Source organism: Streptomyces sp. SID5785 (assembly GCF_009870065.1).
GTDB lineage: Bacteria > Actinomycetota > Actinomycetes > Streptomycetales > Streptomycetaceae > Streptomyces.
The window spans coordinates 1-18107 of record NZ_WWIA01000681.1; the positions used below are offsets into that span (position 1 = coordinate 1).

Here is an 18107-nt window from a genome sequence, read left to right on the forward strand (position 1 = left end):
GGAGCCGGGAGCCCGCCCGGCGGAGCGGAGCGCAGCCGGGTGCTTGATGAGGTAGAGAAACCTGTAACGGCTCTAGCGAGCCTCGGAGTCGGGAGAGACAAAGCAAACGGCGTCGATGGTCTGGCCGTCGCCATACGGGTGGACGGCTTCGCCAATCTTGCGCCAGCCCAAACGTTCGTAGAGACGCATGGCGGCAACATCCTTGGACACAACATCGAGCACCAGGCGTCGCCCTTCGCGTTGTCCATAGTCCATGGCGGCCCGCATCAATCGCTCGCCGGCGGCTCGCTTCCGGGCGTCTCGCACAACGAACAGTCGCGCCAACACCCCAATGCCTTCCTGAGAGTCGCCGCTCTGCTTCTGCCAGAAGACCACGGCCTCTTCGCCACGCGGCTTCATGACGGAGACATGCCCCACAACCCTCCCCTCCTCTGCTGCCACCCAGGCCGCCAACACGTCGTCCGACGTCAGCCACGCTTTCGGATCCTCGACCCCTTCCACCGGATAGCCATCGGTGGCATGTACCTCGATGAGGGCCGCTGACGCACCGGCTATATCGCCGTCCTCGAAGGGACGAATAACAAGATCGGTCACTGCGGACTCCTACTCATTCGACGGGCAGTTCGTAGAGCAAGCCGGTCTGGTCCGCGCGATGCACGTACCTGGAGACCTCGAACGGCACGCCCTCCTGATCCAGGCTGGTGTGCAGGACTTCGAGCACAGGCACTCCAGGGAGAAGATCAAGGACCGCAGCCTCTTCGGGAGTCGGCATGCGAGCGCTGATCTCATCTCGCACGCGCGTCATCACGTGCCCCAGTTCCTCAAGTCGCCCATAGATTCCGTCTTTGCCGGTCTTGGCTTGCAGGAGCAGGGTGCCCTGCGCTTCGTCCCATCTCAGATAGGTCGAAACGATCTGTACGGGCTCGTCGTCGGCGAAGTAGTGGTTCTCACGGTGAACGACGCTCGGCTCGTTGGTCGGAACGTTGAGACGCTCGGCGACGTCACGGGGCGGAACTTCCCGCACGATGCTCGGAACCTCGATCCGTGCCACCTTCCCTTGTCGCTTCGCTTCAAGGCGGAAGGGGGTGAGGCCGGTCTCGCGGTTCTTGAGCGAGTATCGGTCACTGCCGAAACGGAACAGCCGCTGTGGTTCTCGTACGAAGACTCCGCGTCCGTGGCGAGCCGTGACCAGCCCCTGCTCGGCGAGAATCCGGACCGCTTCACGGGCGGTGTTACGGGCGGCCCCGTGGATCTCGGCAAGGGTGCGCTCGGAGGGCAGCTTGTCTCCAGGCGCCAGCTCGCCGCTCTCGATCGCGCTCCGCAGAGCCTCCGCGATGCGCCTACTCGCTGGCTGCTGTGAGGCTCCGGGCGTCGTCATGCTCCCGAGCATAGCAACTGGCTTAAGCCAGCGTCTTGACGCGCGCAGCCACTCATGGGTTACTGGCTTAAGCCAGTAACTGGCTCAAGCCAGTTTCCCGCACCGGGACGGCGCTCCTACCGCCAAGCAGATTCGCCGCCCCGGCTTCCCAACTGAGGGAGCTTTCATGATGCCTGCGACGTCGACCGCTTCGCACATTGAGGTCACATACCGTGCGAGCGCGTTCCGTGGCTGCCCGGCATGCGCGGAGATGCGCTGCACCGATCCGGCCGAGTGCCTGTACTTCCTGACCAAGAGCGTGTGGGCCGACTGCGACACTTGCGCCGGCACGGGCTGGGCTGAGGACACGTCAGCCTCCCCGTTCTGCGGTGTCTGCACGGGCTCCGGTCTGATCGAGTACGACGAGGCACCCGGGCCCGTGAGCCCGGTCGCCTGCTCCCGTCACGCCTTCCAGGTGAACCGCGTGCGGGCCCTGCTCGCCTCCACGTGCCCCAACGTGGCGGTGAGCGCGTGACGGACTTCCCCGTCGCCCCTGAGGCCGTGGCCAGTGCTGCGGCCTCTATGGGCACCGACCCCATCACCCTCGCTGATCTCTTACGGGTGGCGAACGCTCCGGGCTTCGACCGCTGGCAGGAGCAGGTACGCCGTACCGGCGGCTGCTCCCACCCGATCCGCCTGACCGGCCAGACCGTCACCCGCGATGCCAAGACCCACGACGTCCTGTACTCGTACAGCACGGAGAACGAGCCGGGCGGCATGCTCCGGGTCGCCTGCGGCAACCGCCGGGCCTCCCGCTGCCCCTCCTGCGCCTGGACGTACGCGGGCGACGTCTACCACCTGATCCGCGCCGGGATCACCGGCGACTCCCGGATGGGCATCTCCGGCGAGATCCGCCAACATCCCGGCGTCTTCGCCACCCTCACCGCGCCGTCGTTCGGGCCGGTCCACAACCGCCCCTCCAAGGGCTGCTGCCGCTGCGGGAGCTCCCACGCGGAGGACGAACCCGCGCTCGGCACCGCCCTCGACCCGAGCCGCTACGACTACGCCGGGGCCGTGCTGTGGAACAACCACGCCGGGGACCTGTGGCGCCGCTTCACCATCTACCTCCGCCGTGAGGTCGCCGCCCGCGCGGGCCTGACCCAGACCGCCTTGAAGGAGGTGTGCCGGGTCTCCTTCGGCAAGGTCGCCGAATTCCAGAAGCGCGGCGCCGTGCACTTCCACGCGGTCGTCCGCCTCGACGGTCCCGACGGGCCCGACGCCCCTCCGCCGGCATGGGCCACGGTCGCCCTCCTCGACGACTCCATCAAGGCCGCCGCCGCCCGCGTCGCCGTCCCGCTCCCCGCCTCCGGGGACGTCCCGCCCCGCGTGCTGCGGTGGGGATCACAGATCGACGTCCAAGCCATCGGCGGCATGGAAGGGGTCGAGCTGACCGACCAGGCGGTCGCCTCCTACGTCGCCAAGTACGCGACCAAGGCCGCTGAGGCCACCGAGACCGTCGACCGCCGGATCGGGGAGCTGGCCGAACTCGACAAGCTGCCCCTGCCCGCGCACACCCGCAGCCTGATCGAAGCCTGCCGCGACCTCGACGACGCCTACCCCGACCGGATGCTGTGGCGCTGGGCCCACATGCTCGGCTTCCGCGGGCACTTCATGACCAAGTCCCGGGCCTACTCCACCACCCTCGGCGAACGCCGCCAGGTCCGCGCCGACTTCCGCGCCCGCCAGGAACGCCGCGAACGGGGCCTGCCCGAAGACCTCGACGACTCGGAGGGCTCCACGCTCACCCTCGCCCACTGGACCTACGCCGGACAGGGCCACACCCCCGGCGAATCCTGGCTCGCCGCATCGATCGCCCGCGAGATCCGCGACAACCGCGAGCTGGCCCGTGAAGCCCGCGCCGACCTCGACGACATGGAGGTATGGGCATGACGCGTCCGCTCCCTGAGCGCTACCTGACCCCGGTCGACCTGGCAGACCTCCTGGGCGTTCCGATCGAGACCGTCTATCAGTGGCGCCGCAAGCGCACGGGACCGCGCGGATTCCGCGTCGGCCGGCACATCCGCTTCGACCCCGAAGACGTACGCGCCTGGGTCCAGTCCCAGATGGAAGAGGCCGCCTGATGGCCGGACATATCCAAGACCGCTGGTACAAGACCGAGCCCGGCCCGAACGGCAAGCCGGTCAAGGTCAAGAGCGACCGCCACGGCGTAGGCATGCGCTACCGCGCTCGCTACGTCGGCCCGGACGGTACGGAGAAGTCCAAGAGCTTCCCCGACCGACAGAAGCGGCTCGCTGATCAATGGCTGGCGCACACCGAGGCGGACATGGCGCGCGGTCAGTACATCGACCCTCGGGCAGCCCGGATCACCTTTCAGCAGTACGCGGAGCGCTGGGTAGCGACTCAGGGCGCCGACCCGAACACCCAGGCGTCGATGGAGTCACAACTCCGGCTGCACGCCTTCCCGTACGTCGGGTCACGTCCGCTCGGCTCGTTCCAACCGGCGCATATCCGGGACTGGGTGCGGCAGCTACAGGAGAACGGCGTACGTGGCTCGTATGCCCGGACGATCTACTCCAACGTGCGTGCTGCACTCTCGGCAGCAGTCGACGATGGGCACCTTCCCCGGAACCCGTGCGCTGCCCGTTCGGTCCGGCCGCCAACCGTCGACACGAAGCGGGTCATCCCCTGGACCCCGGAACGCGTCTTCGCCGTCCAGGACGCCATGCCGGAGCGGTATCAGCCCATGGTCGACCTCGGCGGCGGCTGCGGCCTTCGGCAGGGCGAAATCCTGGGCGTCGCCGTCGACGCGATCGACTTCGAGTCGGACACGCTCCACGTCGTCCAGCAGCTCAAGCTGAGCCGGAGCAAGCCCGTCTTCGCCCCGCCCAAGGGCGGCAAGCTCCGGGACGTCCCGCTCCCAGGTCCCGTCGCTGATGCCCTGCGGGCCCACATGAAGCAGTTCGCGCCGGTCGAAGTCACCTTGCCCTGGAAAGTCGCTGACGGACCGCCGGTGACCAAGCGGCTCATCTTCACCGGTCCTCGTGGCGGGCACGTCTGGCGTACCTCGCTCAACGAGGAGGCATGGAAACGGGCTTTGGCCGCTGCCGGAGTGATCCCGACGCCCAAGCGTGGTGAGCCCTACGCGGAGTCTCGCGAGAACGGAATGCACGCCCTGAGGCACTTCTTCGCCTCGGTGCTCCTGGACGCCGGGGAGAGCATCAAGGCCGTTGCCGAGTACCTCGGGCACTCGGACCCGGGACTCACGCTACGCGTGTACGCGCACCTGATGCCGTCGAGTCAGGAGCGGACGCGGAAAGCCGTCGCCGCCATCTTCGGCCCGGCCCGATCAAGCACCTGACGGCCCAGCGGCGGCCCCAGGGCAGCAACAAGCCCCCTACTGGCGGAGAAGCCGCAGCTAGGGGGCTTGAAGCGTCGGGATTACTTCTTCTTGCCCTGGTTCTTGACCGCCTCGATGGCCGCCGCTGCCGCGTCCGGGTCGAGGTAGGTGCCGCCCGGGGTCAGGGGCTTGAAGTCGGCGTCCAGCTCGTAGCTGAGGGGGATGCCGGTCGGGATGTTGAGGCCCGCGATGTCCGCGTCGGAGATGCCGTCGAGGTGCTTGACCAGGGCGCGGAGGCTGTTGCCGTGGGCCGCGACCAGGACCGTCCTCCCCGTGAGGAGGTCGGGGACGATGCCGTCGAACCAGTACGGGAGCATGCGGACGACGACGTCCTTGAGGCACTCCGTCTGGGGGCGCAGCTCGGGCGGGAGCGTCGCGTAGCGCGGGTCGTCGAACTGGGAGTACTCGGCGTCGCGGTCGAGCGGCGGCGGCGGGGTGTCGTACGAGCGGCGCCAGAGCATGAACTGCTCCTCGCCGAACTCGGCCAGGGTCTGCGCCTTGTCCTTGCCCTGGAGGGCGCCGTAGTGGCGCTCGTTCAGACGCCACGAGCGGTGGACCGGGATCCAGTGGCGGTCCGCGGACTCCAGCGCCAGCTGGGCGGTGCGGATCGCACGCTTCTGGAGCGAGGTGTGGACCACGTCGGGGAGCAGGCCGGCGTCCTTGAGCAGCTCACCGCCGCGGACCGCCTCCTTCTCGCCCTTCTCGTTCAGGTTGACGTCCACCCAGCCGGTGAACAGGTTCTTCGCGTTCCATTCGCTCTCGCCGTGGCGGAGGAGGATCAGCTTGTACGGTGCGTCGGCCATGGGCCCGAGCCTAATCGACCGGTGTGCGCCCCGCCGATTGACGGTCGTCGTCAATTGAGTGGCCGCCGGACGACCCCCGGTCGTAAGTTACGGACACCGATCTCGCCACTTACCCACACCCCGGGGGATGCACCCATGTCCGTCGCCGCGCTCAGACGTGCCGCCAAGGAGTCCGTCTCCGGGCTGCCGAGGGAGTTCTGGTGGCTGTGGACCAGCACCTTGGTCAACCGCCTCGGTGGCTTCGTCCTGACGTTCCTCGCGCTGTACCTGACGGCTCAGCGCGGCTTCTCCGCCGCGTACGCGGGCCTGGTCGCGTCGCTGATCGGGCTGGGCGGTGTCATCGCGTCGGTGCTCGGCGGGGTGCTCGCGGACCGGCTGGGCCGGCGCCCGACGCTGCTCGCGGCGCAGCTCGCGACGGCCGCGACGGTCGCCGTGCTGGCCTTCGTGCGGGACCCGGTGCCGATCGCGCTGACGGGCTTCGTGCTGGGCCTCGCCTCGAACGCGTCGCGCCCCGCGATCCAGGCGATGATGGCGGACATCGTGCCGCCGCACGACCGCGTCCGGGCGTTCTCCCTGAACTACTGGGCGATCAACCTGGGGTTCGCGGTGTCGTCCGTGTACGCCGGTTTCCTCGTCGCCCAGAGCTACACGCTCGGGTTCCTCGTCGAGGCGGGCATGACGCTGGCCTGCGCGTGCGTCGTGTTCGTGAAGGTGAAGGAGTCGCGTCCGCAGCAGGCGGTGCCGGTGGCGGGCGCCGCCCTGCCGAAGCCGGTGACGATGGGGACGGTGCTGCGCGACGGGCGCTTCATGCTGATGGTCGGGCTGTCGTTCCTCGTCGCCGTGGTGTTCACGCAGAGCTCGGTGGGCCTGCCGATCGTGATGGGCGAGAACGGGTTCTCCAGTTCGGACGTGGGCCTGGTCGCCGCCGTGAACGGCCTGGTGATCGTCGCCCTGCAGATCCCGCTGACCCGGATCATCGAGCGCCGCGACCCGGGTCGGCTGCTCACCTTCTCGTCGCTGCTGATCGGCTACGGGTTCGCGCTCACCGCCTTCGCCGGCTCGCTGGCGGCCTACGCGCTGACCGTCGTCGTGTGGACGCTCGGCGAGATGGTGAACGCACCGACCCAGTCGGGCCTCGTGGCCCGGCTCGCGCCCGCCGAGGGCCGCGGCCGCTACCAGGGCGTGTACACGACGTCGTGGTCGGCGGCGGCGCTGGTCGCCCCGCTCGCGGGCGGCTGGGTCCTCGACTCGGCGGGGGCCGGCTGGCTGTGGGGCAGCTGCGCGGTGCTGGGCACGGTCGCCTCGGTCGGCTACCGGTTCCTGATGCGCGGCCTGCCCGCGCAGTCCCCGGCGCCGGTCGCTCACCGTTCGGACACGGTGGAGAAGGCCGCGGCGTGACGGACCGCTCCGGCGGGTACGGGACCGTACATGGCCGAAGCCGCGAGGAGCGCGAGAACCGACGATCCGCCGAGAACGCTGGTGGGCGGCGTCGAGGTGGACGTCCCCAACAGCATTCCGGCGATCCGTGCGGCGCTCGACCCGGGGCGCCGCACGGAGTTCGACCGGGACATCAACGCGGCCGGGGTCGACGAGATCCACGCCGTCATGCGGCACTGGATGCTGGAGGCCGTCCCCGACCCGGAGGCGGACGCGATCCTGGCCCGGCTCGCCCGTGACGAGGCGGAGAGGCGGGGGCCGGCTTGAGCCGTCGCCGCAGGCGCAGCCCCTGCCGCATCGCGTACGCACCGCCCGCCGACGACACCCTCGCCAAGATGGCCGACGCCGAGTCCTTCCGCGCGGAGATGGCGCGCACCCTCGCCCACGACCCGTACGGGCACGGCTCCAGCTCGGTGGCCGGTGAGCGGGACCGGCGCGAGGCCACGGTCGGCGGGGCGATCGTCCTCTACTACGTCTCCGGTTCCGTGCTCACCGTGACCGTCGTGCGGATGGTCGCGCTGGGCTGAGCCGGGGCGTCACAGCGCGCGCTGGGCCTCGTACAGGTTGCGTGGCCGGACCGTGTCCGTCGTCCCGTACAGCTCGAGGCGCGCGTGCAGGTCGCCCGTGAAGTCGGGGACGTCGGTCTGGCCGAACTCTCGGACGGTGTTGAGGCCGACCGTCGCACTCCATGGGGCGAGTGCGTCGATCTTCATGAGGCCCGCGCGCTCGTTGGTGACGCGGATGTTCCAGTGGGTGAAGCGCGCGCCGAACAGCGGGCCCGCGGAGGCGTCGCCGCCGTGCGCGCCGTCGTTGTTCACGGTGATGTCGGTGCGGACGTTCGCGAAGGGCATGCCGCGGTGCGAGTCGAAGGTGCCCATCTCCATGCGGCCGCGCGACCAGACGTTGTGCGAGGACAGGCCCTCGACGTTGATGCCGTGCAGCTGGGTGTCCGCGGGGGCGGGGACGGTGCGCGCGCGGAGGGTGAAGTCCTCGATCAGGTTGTCGTGCGAGCCCTCGCGGCAGAAGTACGGGTGGTGCTCGCCGCGCCCGCCGACGGTGGTGCGGCGCAGGGTGGAGGCGGAGGCGGCGACGAGGCCGAAGCCGTTGTCGACGTTGTGGACGGTGACGTCGTCGACGAAGCAGTCGTACGTGCACTGCAGCGTGACGCCGTTGTAGCCCTTGTCGAGGAGGTGCGGCGCCTGCGGGGTCTCGACGACGTCCAGGGTGAGGCCCTGGACGCCGGCGCCGGTGAGGGCCCGTACGTGGGTCGTCAGGCGGGGGTCCCACTCGGGGCGGACGTCGAGCGGCAGCGGGCGCTCCAGGGTGACGCGGTCGCCGCGCACGGAGGCGATGCGCACGGGCCATTCGTAGGGGACGTAGGAGGTGAGCTTGGTCTTGTCGTCCCAGACGTAGGCCTCGGGGCCGGGGCCGCCGCCCGCCATGTGTTCCAGGAGGGTGTGTCCGGCGTCGTCGGCGAGGCGGAGCAGCACGAGGTCGCCGGCGCCGAGCGCGGAGGGGTCCGCGACGGTGATCGTCCAGGAGCCGCGCGGGGCGGCGGCGACCGTGGTGAGGGTGTCCCACGCGTCACGGGCGTTGCCGGTCCAGCCCTCGAACGGCCAGTTCCTTGCGCGGATCGCGTCGGTGAGGCTGCGGAAGCGGGCGTCGGGGCAGAGCCAGATCAGGCCGCCGGCCCAGGACCAGGAGGACTTGGTGCCGCCGTAGCGGGATCCGTAGGGGCCGATGATGTCGGTGAGACTGCGGGTGGCGTGGAGGGTGGTGCGGGCGCTGCCGGCGCCCTGGAGGACGACGTCGTCGTGACCGATGTGGATCAGGTCGTCGATGCGGTACGTGCCGGCGCCGAGCAGCACGGTGGCGCCGCCGGCCGAACCGGCGGCGGCCAGCGCCCGGTTGATCGCGGGGGCGCTGTCGGTGGTGCCGTCGGCGACGGCACCGAAGTCCTCGGCGCGCAGGACGCGGCGGGGCCGCTCGAAGGTGCGGCGGCCGGCGCGGTAGCCGGCGCGGCCGACGTAGGGGATCTGGGGGTGGCGCTGCGGGGAGCGGGTGAACTCGTGCCAGATGCCGGGCACTCGGCCCCCGCCGCCGGTGCCGGGGGCCGGTACGGAGGAGGCCGGGGGCGAGGAGGCCGCCGCCGTCCCGGTTCCGGTGACGGCCGCCGCCGCGACCGCGATCGCCCCGCCCAGCACCCCGCGTCTGCTGAAGTCCCGCACTGCCGCCACCCTTCGTCACGTACACGTATGTGAACTACGTTCATGTGAGTGCAGTGCGGGAGCATGCCACGAGACCCCGAGCGGCGGAAGGGGGTCAACCGGCGGGAAAGTGGTGCTACTTGGCGGGACGCTGGGTCAGATGCGTGAACGCGTCCAGGTTGCGCGTGGACTCGCCGCGGGACACGCGCCAGGCGTACTCCTTGCGGATCGCGCTCGCGAAGCCGAGCTCGAGCAGCGTGTTGAACGAGCCGTCGGCGGCCTCCAGGACCGAGCCGAGCAGCCGGTCGATCTCCTCGGGAGTGACGGAGGAGAGCGGGAGCTTGCCGGTGAGATAGATGTCGCCGAGCTGGTCGACCGCGTAACTCACGCCGTACAGGCGCAGATTGCGCTCCAGGAGCCAGCGGTGGACGCCCGTCTCGTTCTCGTCCGGGTGGCGGATCACGAACGCGTTCAGCGACAGGCTGTGCCGGCCCAGGCGCAGCGAGAGCGTCGTGGACAGCTTGCGCGTGCCGGGCAGCTTGACGACGTACGAGCCCGGTTCCGGGCGCTCCCACTCGAGCTCGGCGTCCTCGATCGTGGACTCGAGGATCCGCTCCGCGTCCTGTACCGCTTCGGGGTGCTCAGCCATGGTGCGAGAGTACGGGACGGCGGTGTTCGTGCAGGGCAGCGGTGTAGACGTCGGCGGTGGCGGCCGCCGAGGCGTCCCAGCCGAAGGAGCGGGCGTGCCGGGCCGCGGCGTCGCCCATGCTGTCCACGAGGTGGGGGTGGTCGGCGAACTCGCGCAGCACGCGCGCGTAGCGGGCCGGTTCGTGGCCGTCGATCAGGAAGCCGGTCGTCTCGTCGCGCACCGCGACGGGCAGCCCGCCGACGGACGCGGCGAGGACGGGGGTGCCGGCCGCCTGCGCCTCTATGGCGACGAGCCCGAACGACTCGCTGTAGGACGGCATGACGAGCAGCGACGCGGCACGGAACCAGTCGGCGAGCTGGTCCTGGCCGACCGGCGGCTGGAAGCGCACGACGTCGGCGATGCCGAGCCGGGCGGCGAGCTTCTGCAGCGCGGCCGGCTTGGCGAGGCCGCTGCCGCTGGGGCCGCCGACGACCGGCACGAGCATCCGCGCCCGCAGCTCGGGCCGCTCGTCGAGCAGCACCGCGACGGCCCTGAGCAGGATGTCCGGCGCCTTCAGCGGCTGGATGCGGCCCGCGAACAGGGGTATCAGCGCATCCTGCGGCAGGCCCAGACGCGCGCGGGCGGCGGCCCGGCCGTCGCCGGGGGTGAACCGGTCCAGGTTCACCCCGGGGTGCACGACGGCGACCTTGCCGCGCTCGGCCTCGTAGTGCCTGACCAGCTCGTCGGCCTCCTCCGCGGTGTTCGCGACGAGCCGGTCGGCGGCGCGCACGATCTGGGTCTCGCCGATGACGCGGGCGGCGGGCTCGGGGGCGTCGCCCTCGGCCAGCGCCGCGTTCTTGACCTTGGCCATGGTGTGCATGGCGTGCACGAGCGGCACGCCCCAGCGCTCGGCGGCGAGCCAGCCGACGTGCCCGGACAGCCAGTAGTGCGAGTGGACGAGGTCGTAGTAGCCGGGCCGGTGGCCGGCCCAGGCCTGCATCACGCCGTGCGTGAAGGCGCACAGCTGCGCGGGCAGCTCCTCCTTGGCGAGCCCCTCGTAGGGACCCGCGTCCACGTGCCGGACGAGGACGCCGGGCGCCAGCTCGACGGCCGGGGGCAGCGCGCCGGTGGTGGCACGGGTGAAGATCTCGACCTCGATGTTGATCGCGGCGAGCCGCTTGGCCAGCTCCACGATGTAGACGTTCATGCCGCCCGCGTCGCCCGTGCCGGGCTGGTGGAGCGGTGAGGTGTGCACGCTGAGCATGGCGATGCGCCGCGGCCGCCGGGGGGATCCGGGCAGGCGCAGGCGGGCCGTCGCCGCCCCGGAGCGGCGGAACCTGGACACGTACTGGCTCACGTGGCGGGCCCTCCTCGATCGGGCGTACTGCGGGCACGGCTCAGCGAGGGCGCGCGCCCTCGTCCAAGGGCGGCAACGCCGGAGGCCACCGCTCCATTTCCACTTTGCCGAATCATTACCGTCAGGGGCTCAACCCGGGTGACGCCCGTCACCGCACACGCACCGCATACCCTCGTCACCATGAGCCCGCGCACGCCCTCCCGCCCCGTGGGGACCGTGACGCGGGGCACCACCAACCCCAATCGGCTGCGCCGCATGGACCGCTGGATCGCGGCCGCGCACGGGGCCGCGCTGCGCCGCGCCGCGGACCCCGTGGCGGTCGACCTCGGCTACGGGGCGGCGCCCTGGACGGCCGTCGAACTGCTCGGCCGGCTGCGCGCCGCGGCCCCGCGCACGCGCGTGGTGGGCATCGAGATCGAACCGGCCCGCGTCGCCGCCGCGCAGCCGTACGCGCGCGACGGACTCACCTTCCGGCACGGCGGCTTCGAGCTGCCCCTGGCCGAGCCGCCCGTCCTCGTCCGGGCCGCGAACGTGCTGCGCCAGTACGACGAGGACCAGGTCGCCGCCGTCTGGGCCCGGCTCTGCGCGCGGCTCGCGCCGGACGGACTGCTCGTCGAGGGGACGTGCGACGAGATCGGGCGGCGGCACGTGTGGGTGGCGCTGGGTCCCGAGGGGCCGCGCACGGTGACCTTCGCGACGCGGCTCGGCTCGCTCCACACCCCGTCCGACCTCGCCGAGCGGCTGCCCAAGGCGCTGATCCACCGCAACGTGCCGGGCGAGCCGGTGCACGCGTTCCTGCGCGACTTCGACCGGGCCTGGGCGGCGGCCGCGCCCTACGCCTCGTACGGGGCGCGGCAGCGATGGATCCGGGCGGTGCGCGACCTCGCGGCCGACTGGCCCGTGACGGACCGTCCGGGGCGCTGGCGGCAGGGCGAAGTCACGGTGGCCTGGGAGGCGTTGGCACCGCGGAGGGACGCGACGGCCTGAACGGGCGGGAGAAGAGGGCCGGGACGGGAGGGGAACGATCTCGGCGCTCCGTTCGTCACATGGGCGGGGTCGGTCCGTCCACGCGGCGCGGATCCGTTCGTCCGCGCGGTGCGGGGGCTGTTCGTCACGCGGTGCGGGGTCTGTCGGATTTGGCGCGTACGTGGCACCATCCCCGGAGCGCGCACAAGTTACTGACGGTAAATCAGATGTGGTTCATCAGCTGAGTCGGACGGTCTGACTGCGGGGGACGGATGAGCAAGCGGAGCACGACGACGATGGCGGCCGTGGCGGTGGTGTGCGCCGTGACGCTCCTGACCGCACCGGGCGTGGCACACGCCGCACCCGCCCCGCCGGACACACCCTCCTCCTCACCCAGCGGATCCTCCGGGACCTCGGAGGGCTCCGGGGACTCCGGGGACTCCGGGGCCGCGGACGGTAAGGACAGCGGCCTGGAGTCGGTCCGCAAGAAGCTCGACACGCTCTACCACGACGCGGCCCTCGCCACGGAGGAGTACAACGCGGCGGAGGAGAAGGCCGACAAGCAGTCCGTCGAGATCGTGAAGCTCGCCCAGAAGATCGCCGCGGGCCAGCGCCGGCTCGACCAGCTCAAGAACCACGCGGGCGCGGCCGCGCGCGAGCAGTACCGCACGGGCGGCGTGCCGCGGGCGGCCCAGTTCATGCTCTCCGGCGACCCCCAGCAGTTCCTGGACAACGCGGGGCGGGTCTACCAGGGCCAGCAGGCCACGAAGAACCTGATGAAGGAGCTGACCGGCACCCAGAAGGACCTCGCCGGTTACGCGAAGGACGCCTCCGCGAAGTGGAAGAAGCTGGAGGAGGGCCGCAAGGAGAAGGCCTCCGCCAAGAAGCGCATCGAGAAGCAGATCAAGGCCGCGCAGAAGATAGAGAGCAAGCTCGAGAAGGAGGAGCGCGAGCGGCTGCGCAAGCTGGAGGAGCAGGCCGAGCAGAAGGCCCAGACGGCCTGGCTCTCCTCCGGCGTCCTCAAGGAGATCAACGGCAGGGCGACGAAGGCCGGCAAGGCCGCCGTGAAGTTCGCGACGTCCCAGATCGGCAAGCCGTACGTGTGGGGCGCCGAGGGGCCCAGGTCCTACGACTGCTCCGGGCTCACCTCCCAGGCATGGGCGGCGGCCGGGCGGCCGATCCCGCGCACGTCGCAGGAGCAGTGGAAGCAGCTCGAGCGCATCGACATCAAGGACATGCGGCCCGGCGACCTGATCATCTACCACGACGACGCGAGCCACGTGGGGATGTACATCGGGGACGGGGCGATCGTGCACGCGCCCCGGCCGGGGCGGACCGTGACGATCGCCGGGGCCGGGTCGATGGTGATCCTCGGGGTGGTCCGGCCCGACGCGTAGGGGCTGCCGCCCGGTGCATAGGGGCTGCCGCCCGGTGCGGGTCGTCGGGCGGTCCGGGGCGGCGGTTCACCGGCCCGGCCCGACCCGTCGCCCCCGCCGGGGCGTGACGGAGGGCACGTGATGTGGGGCACTCGGCGGTGGGCGGTTCCGGAGGGCCGGCGTGATGTTCGTCATCCCGTTTCCGGCCGACGGCGTCCGGAACCTGCCCAATTCCGGTACCCCTCGCGGCATATGACGCTGGCCGTTTGCCGCTCACCATTCCGCTGAGCACCCGGGTACCGCTAAGGTCCCCGTCTGGTGGGCCGACGACCTTCGTCCCACCGCGCCCTCGGGGGGAGGGAAGGAAACCGAAGCGATGCCCGTACCCGTACCGCGGCAGAGAGCGATCCCGGCCGCGGAAGGTGGTCAGGCTCAAGCTGCGCCGACGAAGCCGTCCGCCGAACCGACCACGCGGACGACCACCCACGCCGACGACTACACGCAGCACCACAACACGCAGCACCACGACACGACGCACCACGACCCGACGCACCACGGCACGGCGACGCACGACGCCACGACGACGACCGCGCCGTCGGCGACCGCGCACGCGGCGGCCACGCACGCGGCGGCCACGGCCACGCCCGCGCCGGACCGCTCGGGCCCGAGCACCCCGGCCCACAGCCTGACGCTCCTGGTCATCGAGGACGACCCCGCGGGCTCCCTGAGCATCCCCGAGATGCCGGACGCCGCGGGCAAGCCGGTCCGGGTCCGCACCGCGCGCAACCTCACCGAGGCCGAGCGGCTGCTCACCGACGACGTGAACTGCATCGTGCTCGATCTCGCCCTGCCCGGCCCCCGCCCCGGCCGCCAGGACGAGGACGGCGACGAGCTGGAGACCCTCCGGCACGTGCTGCGCCTCGCCCCGCGCCAGGCGGTGCTCGCGCTGACCGACTCCGGCGACGCCGAGCGCGGCGCGGAGGCGGTGCGCGTGGGCGCCCAGGACTACCTGTTCCGCGACGAGCTGGACGCCCGCATCCTGGGCCGCGCCGTCCGCTACGCCGTCGAGCGCAAGCGGGCCGACGTCGCCCAGCGCAAGCTCACCGAGTCGCGGCTGCGCGCCCAGGAGAACGCCCGCCTCGAGCGCGGTCTGCTGCCGACCCCGCTGCTGGACGGCTCGCCGCTGCGGTTCGCCGCCCGCTACCGCCCCGGCCGCTCCCGTGCCCTGCTCGGCGGCGACTTCTACGACGTCGTCCGCACCCCCGACGGCACGGTCCACGCCATGATCGGCGACGTATGCGGGCACGGCCCCGACGAGGCCGCGCTCGGCGTCGAACTCCGTATCGCCTGGCGCGCGCTGACCTTCGCCGGGCTCTGCGGCGACGAGCTGCTCTCCACGCTCCAGCAGGTCCTGGAGCACGAGCGGGAGAACGACGAGATCTTCGCGACGCTGTGCACGGTGGACATCTCGCCGGACGGGCGCCGCGCCGGTCTGTGCCTGGCGGGCCACCCGTCACCGCTGATCTCCAGCCCCGGCCGGCCGGCGGCGCTGCTCCCGTACGAGAACAGCGGCCCGGCGCTGGGCCTGCTGCCGCGCGCCCGCTGGCCGCGGATGCAGGTGGAGCTGGGGGCGTCGTGGAGCCTGATGCTCTACACGGACGGCCTCATCGAGGGCCGGATCGGCGAAGGGAACCAGCGGCTGGGCCAGGAGGGCATGGTCGAGCTCGTGCGCCGCAGCCGGGCCGCGGGCCTGGCCGGCGAGGACCTGCTCGAGTCCGCGGTGAACGAGGTCCGCGACCTCAACGGCGGGGACCTGACCGACGACGTCGCGGTCCTGCTGCTCGACCGCTGACGGGCCGGCGGCGCGCGGCGGAGGGCGCGCCGCCCGTCACCGCCGCCCGTTGTACGGCCCGTAGGGGCCGTCGCTGCTGGAGCCGCCACCGCGCCGCCCGGGACCGCCGCCGCCGACCTGACGGAGCGCGGGGCGCACGTCCACGAAGAAGACGATCGACGCGACCAGGCCCGCGAGCTGCAGGAACAGCATCGGCAGCAGCAGGTTCACCGCGACCGCGATACCGAGGATGACCAGCCAGAACGGCTTGGTCTTCTTGCCCGCGGCGCGGTACGCGTCCTCCCGGGCCAGGGCGGCCATCACGAAGGCGACCACCGCGAGCACGAGCATGGCGGTGTACAGCAGCCACATCAGACCGCCGAATGCCGACATCAGCACAACGCTCACCCAACCCATCGAAGACGACCCGTACGCGGAACCCGTACGCGGGTCACCGTACCCACAACAACGGACCGGTCACCCCAAAGGTGCCCGGCCCGTCGTCACGTACCCGGCTCACTCGGCGGGCGGCGTGGCCTTCTTGGTGACGGTCTTCTTGGCGGGCGCCTTCTTCGCCGCCGGCGAGGCCTTCCTGGCGGCGGGCTTCGCCGCGGGCTTCGCGGCCGGCTTGGCCGGCGACTCCTTCTCGGCGGCCGGCGCGGGCGCCTGACCGGGCACAGTGTCGGCGTCCGGCTCGACGGCCACCGCGATCTCGTTGATCTCCTCGGCGGCCTCGCCGCGCCAGGCCTTCACCGTCTCCTCGCCGTGCTCGGCGACCTTCTCGTACGCCTCGCGCGCCTTGACGGCGGCCTCGGCGGCGAAGCCCACGCCGCGCAGCGCGTACTCCTGCGCCGTCTCGCCGAGCTTCTTGAAGTCGGTGTCGAGCACGGACACGAACTCGTTGACCTTGGCGGTCAGCGTGGCCTGCGCCTCCTTGGCGCGGGCGGTGGCCTTCTCCTGCACGTCCTTCGGGTCCGTGCCGCGCACGGCCTCGAAGCGGGCGGGCGCCTCGGCGCGCAGCTGCTCGACCAGGCTCGGCACCTTCTTGGCCTGCTGGAACGCGAGCTCGGCGGTGCCGGCGGCGAAGTAGAGGGGCGTCGGGTCGCTGAAGGTCTTGCGGAGGTCGTCCTTGATGGCCATGGGTGGTCCTCCCGGATCACATCAACTGCTGCTAGAGGGTTCGGCACCGCCGTCGGTGCCCTCGGCTCCGCCGGCACGGTCGTCGCGCGTCCCGCCGCCCGATCCCTCGGTCTCCCCCGGTGAACGCTCCGCTCGCGCGGCCGCGTTCTCCTTCCGGAAGGACTCGTAGATCTGCAGCAGGACCTGCTTCTGACGCTCGTCGAGCGAGGGGTCGGCGAGGATCACCGCACGCGTCTCTACCTCGTCCCGCTCCCGCTCCGCGTCGAGGATGCCCGCCCGGACGTACAGCGTCTCGGCAGAGATCCGCAGGGCCTTGGCGACCTGCTGCAGCACCTCCGCGCTCGGCTTGCGCAGCCCGCGCTCGATCTGGCTCAGATACGGATTGGACACCCCGGCGGCATCGGCGAGCTGCCGCAGGGACAGCTGCGCGGTGCGCCGCTGCTCGCGCAGGTACTCGCCGAGGCTTCCGACGTTGAGCGATGCCATGCTTCGATACTGCCCCCATCCCGCTAACAATTGCAAGCACCCGCTTGCAAAAGTGTTCCACACCACGGTCGCCGCGACGCGGCCCGGCGCGGCCCGGCCCCGGGAATCAGTGGCTGCGTGCGCCGGTTGGCAGTTGGTAGGCCAGCCCACGCAAGGAGTCGGGAACCGATGAGCCTTCGCCAGTTCGAGTACGCCCTGGCCGTCGCCGAGGAGGGATCGGTGACCGCGGCGGCGGAGCGGCTGCGGGTCGCCCAGCCGTCCATGTCCCAGCAGATCCGCGGACTGGAACGCGACCTCGGGGTGGAGCTCTTCGCCCGCACCCCGTCGGGGCTCGTGCCCACCCTGGTCGGCCGGGCGTTCCTGCGGGAGGCCGAGGCCGCCGTGCGGGCCGAGCGGCGGGCCCGCGACACCGCGCGGGCCGGCGCCGACGAGCTGGCCGGCGAGCTCGTCGTCGCCGTCCAGCTCGGCTTCGGCACCCGCCAGCTGCCCGGCGCCCTCGGTGCCCTGCGCCTGCGCCACCCCCGACTGGAGGTCACCGTCTACGAGGAACCGAGCGCCGCCGAGCTCGACCGCCTCGGCCGCCGGGGCGCCCTGGACCTCGCCCTGATGGCCGCCTGCGAGCAGAGCCCCGAGGACGCCCACCATCTCGGCGAGGAGGAGTTCGTCGCCGTACTCCCCGAGGGGCACCCGCAGCTCGCGGCCGAGCGGGTCGAGCTGGGCGCGCTGGCGGACGAACCCTGGGTGCGCTTCGACCGGGACAGCGCGCTCGACGCCGTCCTGGTCGAGGCGGCCCGGCACGGCGGGCTCGCACCGGCGACGGCGGCCCGCGTCTCCCAGACGGCGACGGCCGTGCGCTGGGCGGCCCAGGGGCTCGGCCCGACCCTCGTCCCGGCGTCGGCGGTACCCCCGAGCCACGAGCACCTCGCCCGGCCCGTGTCCCCGGCCGTCAACCAGCCGGTCATCGCCGTACTGCGGCCCGGCGCGGGCCCCGCGGAGACGGCCCTGCTCGGCTTTCTCCGCGCACAGGAATGGCCGGAGATCCAGTTCACGGCCTGCACGCCCTGCTGAATTCCGGGCACGCATTCCGTAGCGCAGCATTCG

20 protein-coding genes are annotated in these 18107 nt (G+C 71.7%); 11 read left to right on the forward strand and 9 right to left on the reverse strand.

Annotation, left to right across the window (positions count from 1 at the left end; genetic code table 11):
- Positions 1-72: 72 nt before the first annotated feature.
- The gene (locus GTW43_RS21960) at positions 73-594 is read right to left on the reverse strand and encodes a GNAT family N-acetyltransferase (protein WP_161303729.1); all 522 of its coding nucleotides are present in this window, start codon (positions 592-594) and stop codon (positions 73-75) included.
- Positions 595-607: 13 nt separating this feature from the next.
- Entirely contained in the window at positions 608-1378 is a 771-nt protein-coding gene (locus tag GTW43_RS21965; RefSeq protein ID WP_161303730.1) for a GntR family transcriptional regulator, read from the reverse strand.
- A gap of 250 nt (positions 1379-1628) precedes the next feature.
- Between GTW43_RS21965 and GTW43_RS21970 the strand changes: the two genes are divergently transcribed.
- From GTW43_RS21970 to GTW43_RS21985, 4 genes are read left to right on the forward strand one after another with little or no spacing between them, the layout of a single operon-like run.
- Positions 1629-1892, forward strand: coding sequence for a hypothetical protein (locus tag GTW43_RS21970; RefSeq protein WP_161303731.1), 264 nt, complete (start codon positions 1629-1631; stop codon positions 1890-1892).
- 47 nt (positions 1893-1939) lie between these two features.
- Positions 1940-3307 carry a replication initiator protein RepSA gene (gene repSA, locus GTW43_RS21975; protein ID WP_161303749.1) on the forward strand — a complete coding sequence of 456 codons (1368 nt, stop codon included), beginning with the start codon at positions 1940-1942 and terminating at the stop codon, positions 3305-3307.
- The gene (locus GTW43_RS21980) at positions 3304-3498 is read left to right on the forward strand and encodes a helix-turn-helix domain-containing protein (protein ID WP_161303732.1); all 195 of its coding nucleotides are present in this window, start codon (positions 3304-3306) and stop codon (positions 3496-3498) included. The genes repSA and GTW43_RS21980 overlap by 4 nt, the downstream gene beginning before the upstream one ends.
- A complete protein-coding gene (locus tag GTW43_RS21985) occupies positions 3498-4736 on the forward strand; it encodes a site-specific integrase (RefSeq protein WP_161303733.1) in 1239 nt (412 codons plus the stop codon). Before GTW43_RS21980 ends, GTW43_RS21985 begins: the two co-directional genes overlap by 1 nt.
- 80 nt (positions 4737-4816) lie before the next feature.
- Here the strand turns inward: GTW43_RS21985 and GTW43_RS21990 are convergent, their stop codons facing one another.
- Entirely contained in the window at positions 4817-5578 is a 762-nt protein-coding gene (locus tag GTW43_RS21990) for a phosphoglyceromutase (RefSeq protein ID WP_161303734.1), read from the reverse strand.
- A 135-nt stretch (positions 5579-5713) separates the two neighbouring features.
- On the opposite strand from GTW43_RS21990, the gene GTW43_RS21995 reads away from it, so the two are divergent.
- The 3 genes from GTW43_RS21995 (at position 5714) to GTW43_RS22005 (ending at position 7542) form a co-directional block, all read left to right on the forward strand.
- On the forward strand, positions 5714-6976 hold the full coding sequence (locus GTW43_RS21995) for an MFS transporter (protein ID WP_161303735.1): 1263 nt from the start codon (positions 5714-5716) through the stop codon (positions 6974-6976).
- A gap of 30 nt (positions 6977-7006) precedes the next feature.
- Positions 7007-7282, forward strand: a complete 276-nt coding sequence (locus GTW43_RS22000) for a hypothetical protein (protein WP_161303736.1) — start codon at positions 7007-7009, stop codon at positions 7280-7282.
- Between the two features lie 68 nt (positions 7283-7350).
- Entirely contained in the window at positions 7351-7542 is a 192-nt protein-coding gene (locus tag GTW43_RS22005) for a hypothetical protein (RefSeq protein WP_161303750.1), read from the forward strand.
- Positions 7543-7551: 9 nt separating this feature from the next.
- Here the strand turns inward: GTW43_RS22005 and GTW43_RS22010 are convergent, their stop codons facing one another.
- From GTW43_RS22010 to mshA, 3 genes are all read right to left on the reverse strand, one after another.
- Positions 7552-9243, reverse strand: coding sequence for a glycosyl hydrolase family 28-related protein (locus GTW43_RS22010; protein WP_343246089.1), 1692 nt, complete (start codon positions 9241-9243; stop codon positions 7552-7554).
- Between the two features lie 115 nt (positions 9244-9358).
- Positions 9359-9871, reverse strand: a complete 513-nt coding sequence (locus GTW43_RS22015) for a YbjN domain-containing protein (RefSeq protein ID WP_161303738.1) — start codon at positions 9869-9871, stop codon at positions 9359-9361.
- Positions 9864-11207 carry a D-inositol-3-phosphate glycosyltransferase gene (gene mshA / locus GTW43_RS22020; RefSeq protein WP_161303739.1) on the reverse strand — a complete coding sequence of 448 codons (1344 nt, stop codon included), beginning with the start codon at positions 11205-11207 and terminating at the stop codon, positions 9864-9866. Before mshA ends, GTW43_RS22015 begins: the two co-directional genes overlap by 8 nt.
- A 180-nt stretch (positions 11208-11387) precedes the next feature.
- Between mshA and GTW43_RS22025 the strand changes: the two genes are divergently transcribed.
- From GTW43_RS22025 to GTW43_RS22035, 3 genes are all read left to right on the forward strand, one after another.
- Positions 11388-12194: a class I SAM-dependent methyltransferase gene (locus GTW43_RS22025; RefSeq protein ID WP_161303740.1), complete on the forward strand. Its 807-nt coding sequence runs from the start codon at positions 11388-11390 to the stop codon at positions 12192-12194.
- A 251-nt stretch (positions 12195-12445) separates the two neighbouring features.
- The gene (locus tag GTW43_RS22030) at positions 12446-13570 is read left to right on the forward strand and encodes a C40 family peptidase (RefSeq protein WP_161303741.1); all 1125 of its coding nucleotides are present in this window, start codon (positions 12446-12448) and stop codon (positions 13568-13570) included.
- 355 nt (positions 13571-13925) lie between these two features.
- Entirely contained in the window at positions 13926-15401 is a 1476-nt protein-coding gene (locus GTW43_RS22035; RefSeq protein WP_161303751.1) for a fused response regulator/phosphatase, read from the forward strand.
- A 36-nt stretch (positions 15402-15437) separates the two neighbouring features.
- Here the strand turns inward: GTW43_RS22035 and GTW43_RS22040 are convergent, their stop codons facing one another.
- From GTW43_RS22040 to GTW43_RS22050, 3 genes are all read right to left on the reverse strand, one after another.
- Entirely contained in the window at positions 15438-15779 is a 342-nt protein-coding gene (locus GTW43_RS22040) for a DUF2516 family protein (protein WP_161303752.1), read from the reverse strand.
- Positions 15780-15896: 117 nt separating this feature from the next.
- A complete protein-coding gene (locus GTW43_RS22045) occupies positions 15897-16520 on the reverse strand; it encodes a hypothetical protein (protein ID WP_161303742.1) in 624 nt (207 codons plus the stop codon).
- 21 nt (positions 16521-16541) lie between these two features.
- Positions 16542-17006 carry a helix-turn-helix transcriptional regulator gene (locus tag GTW43_RS22050; protein WP_237536746.1) on the reverse strand — a complete coding sequence of 155 codons (465 nt, stop codon included), beginning with the start codon at positions 17004-17006 and terminating at the stop codon, positions 16542-16544.
- Positions 17007-17174: 168 nt separating this feature from the next.
- Here GTW43_RS22050 and GTW43_RS22055 point away from each other — a divergent pair, with 168 nt between their 5' ends.
- Complete coding sequence (locus tag GTW43_RS22055) at positions 17175-18074, forward strand: LysR family transcriptional regulator (protein ID WP_161303743.1); 900 nt, start codon at positions 17175-17177, stop codon at positions 18072-18074.
- Positions 18075-18107 lie beyond the last annotated feature (33 nt).

Coding starts and splice junctions, on each gene's coding strand:
- GTW43_RS22015 (WP_161303738.1), bottom strand. CDS start 9,871: ATGGCTGAGCACCCCGAAGCGGTACAGGACGCGGAGCGGATCCTCGAG.
- GTW43_RS21965 (WP_161303730.1), bottom strand. CDS start 1,378: ATGACGACGCCCGGAGCCTCACAGCAGCCAGCGAGTAGGCGCATCGCG.
- GTW43_RS21980 (WP_161303732.1), top strand. CDS start 3,304: ATGACGCGTCCGCTCCCTGAGCGCTACCTGACCCCGGTCGACCTGGCA.
- GTW43_RS22025 (WP_161303740.1), top strand. CDS start 11,388: ATGAGCCCGCGCACGCCCTCCCGCCCCGTGGGGACCGTGACGCGGGGC.
- GTW43_RS22055 (WP_161303743.1), top strand. CDS start 17,175: ATGAGCCTTCGCCAGTTCGAGTACGCCCTGGCCGTCGCCGAGGAGGGA.
- GTW43_RS22000 (WP_161303736.1), top strand. CDS start 7,007: ATGGCCGAAGCCGCGAGGAGCGCGAGAACCGACGATCCGCCGAGAACG.
- GTW43_RS22050 (WP_237536746.1), bottom strand. CDS start 17,006: ATGGCATCGCTCAACGTCGGAAGCCTCGGCGAGTACCTGCGCGAGCAG.
- GTW43_RS21970 (WP_161303731.1), top strand. CDS start 1,629: ATGCGCTGCACCGATCCGGCCGAGTGCCTGTACTTCCTGACCAAGAGC.
- repSA (WP_161303749.1), top strand. CDS start 1,940: ATGGGCACCGACCCCATCACCCTCGCTGATCTCTTACGGGTGGCGAAC.
- GTW43_RS22045 (WP_161303742.1), bottom strand. CDS start 16,520: ATGGCCATCAAGGACGACCTCCGCAAGACCTTCAGCGACCCGACGCCC.
- GTW43_RS21995 (WP_161303735.1), top strand. CDS start 5,714: ATGTCCGTCGCCGCGCTCAGACGTGCCGCCAAGGAGTCCGTCTCCGGG.
- GTW43_RS22005 (WP_161303750.1), top strand. CDS start 7,351: ATGGCCGACGCCGAGTCCTTCCGCGCGGAGATGGCGCGCACCCTCGCC.
- GTW43_RS21985 (WP_161303733.1), top strand. CDS start 3,498: ATGGCCGGACATATCCAAGACCGCTGGTACAAGACCGAGCCCGGCCCG.
- GTW43_RS21990 (WP_161303734.1), bottom strand. CDS start 5,578: ATGGCCGACGCACCGTACAAGCTGATCCTCCTCCGCCACGGCGAGAGC.
- GTW43_RS22030 (WP_161303741.1), top strand. CDS start 12,446: ATGAGCAAGCGGAGCACGACGACGATGGCGGCCGTGGCGGTGGTGTGC.
- GTW43_RS22035 (WP_161303751.1), top strand. CDS start 13,926: ATGCCCGTACCCGTACCGCGGCAGAGAGCGATCCCGGCCGCGGAAGGT.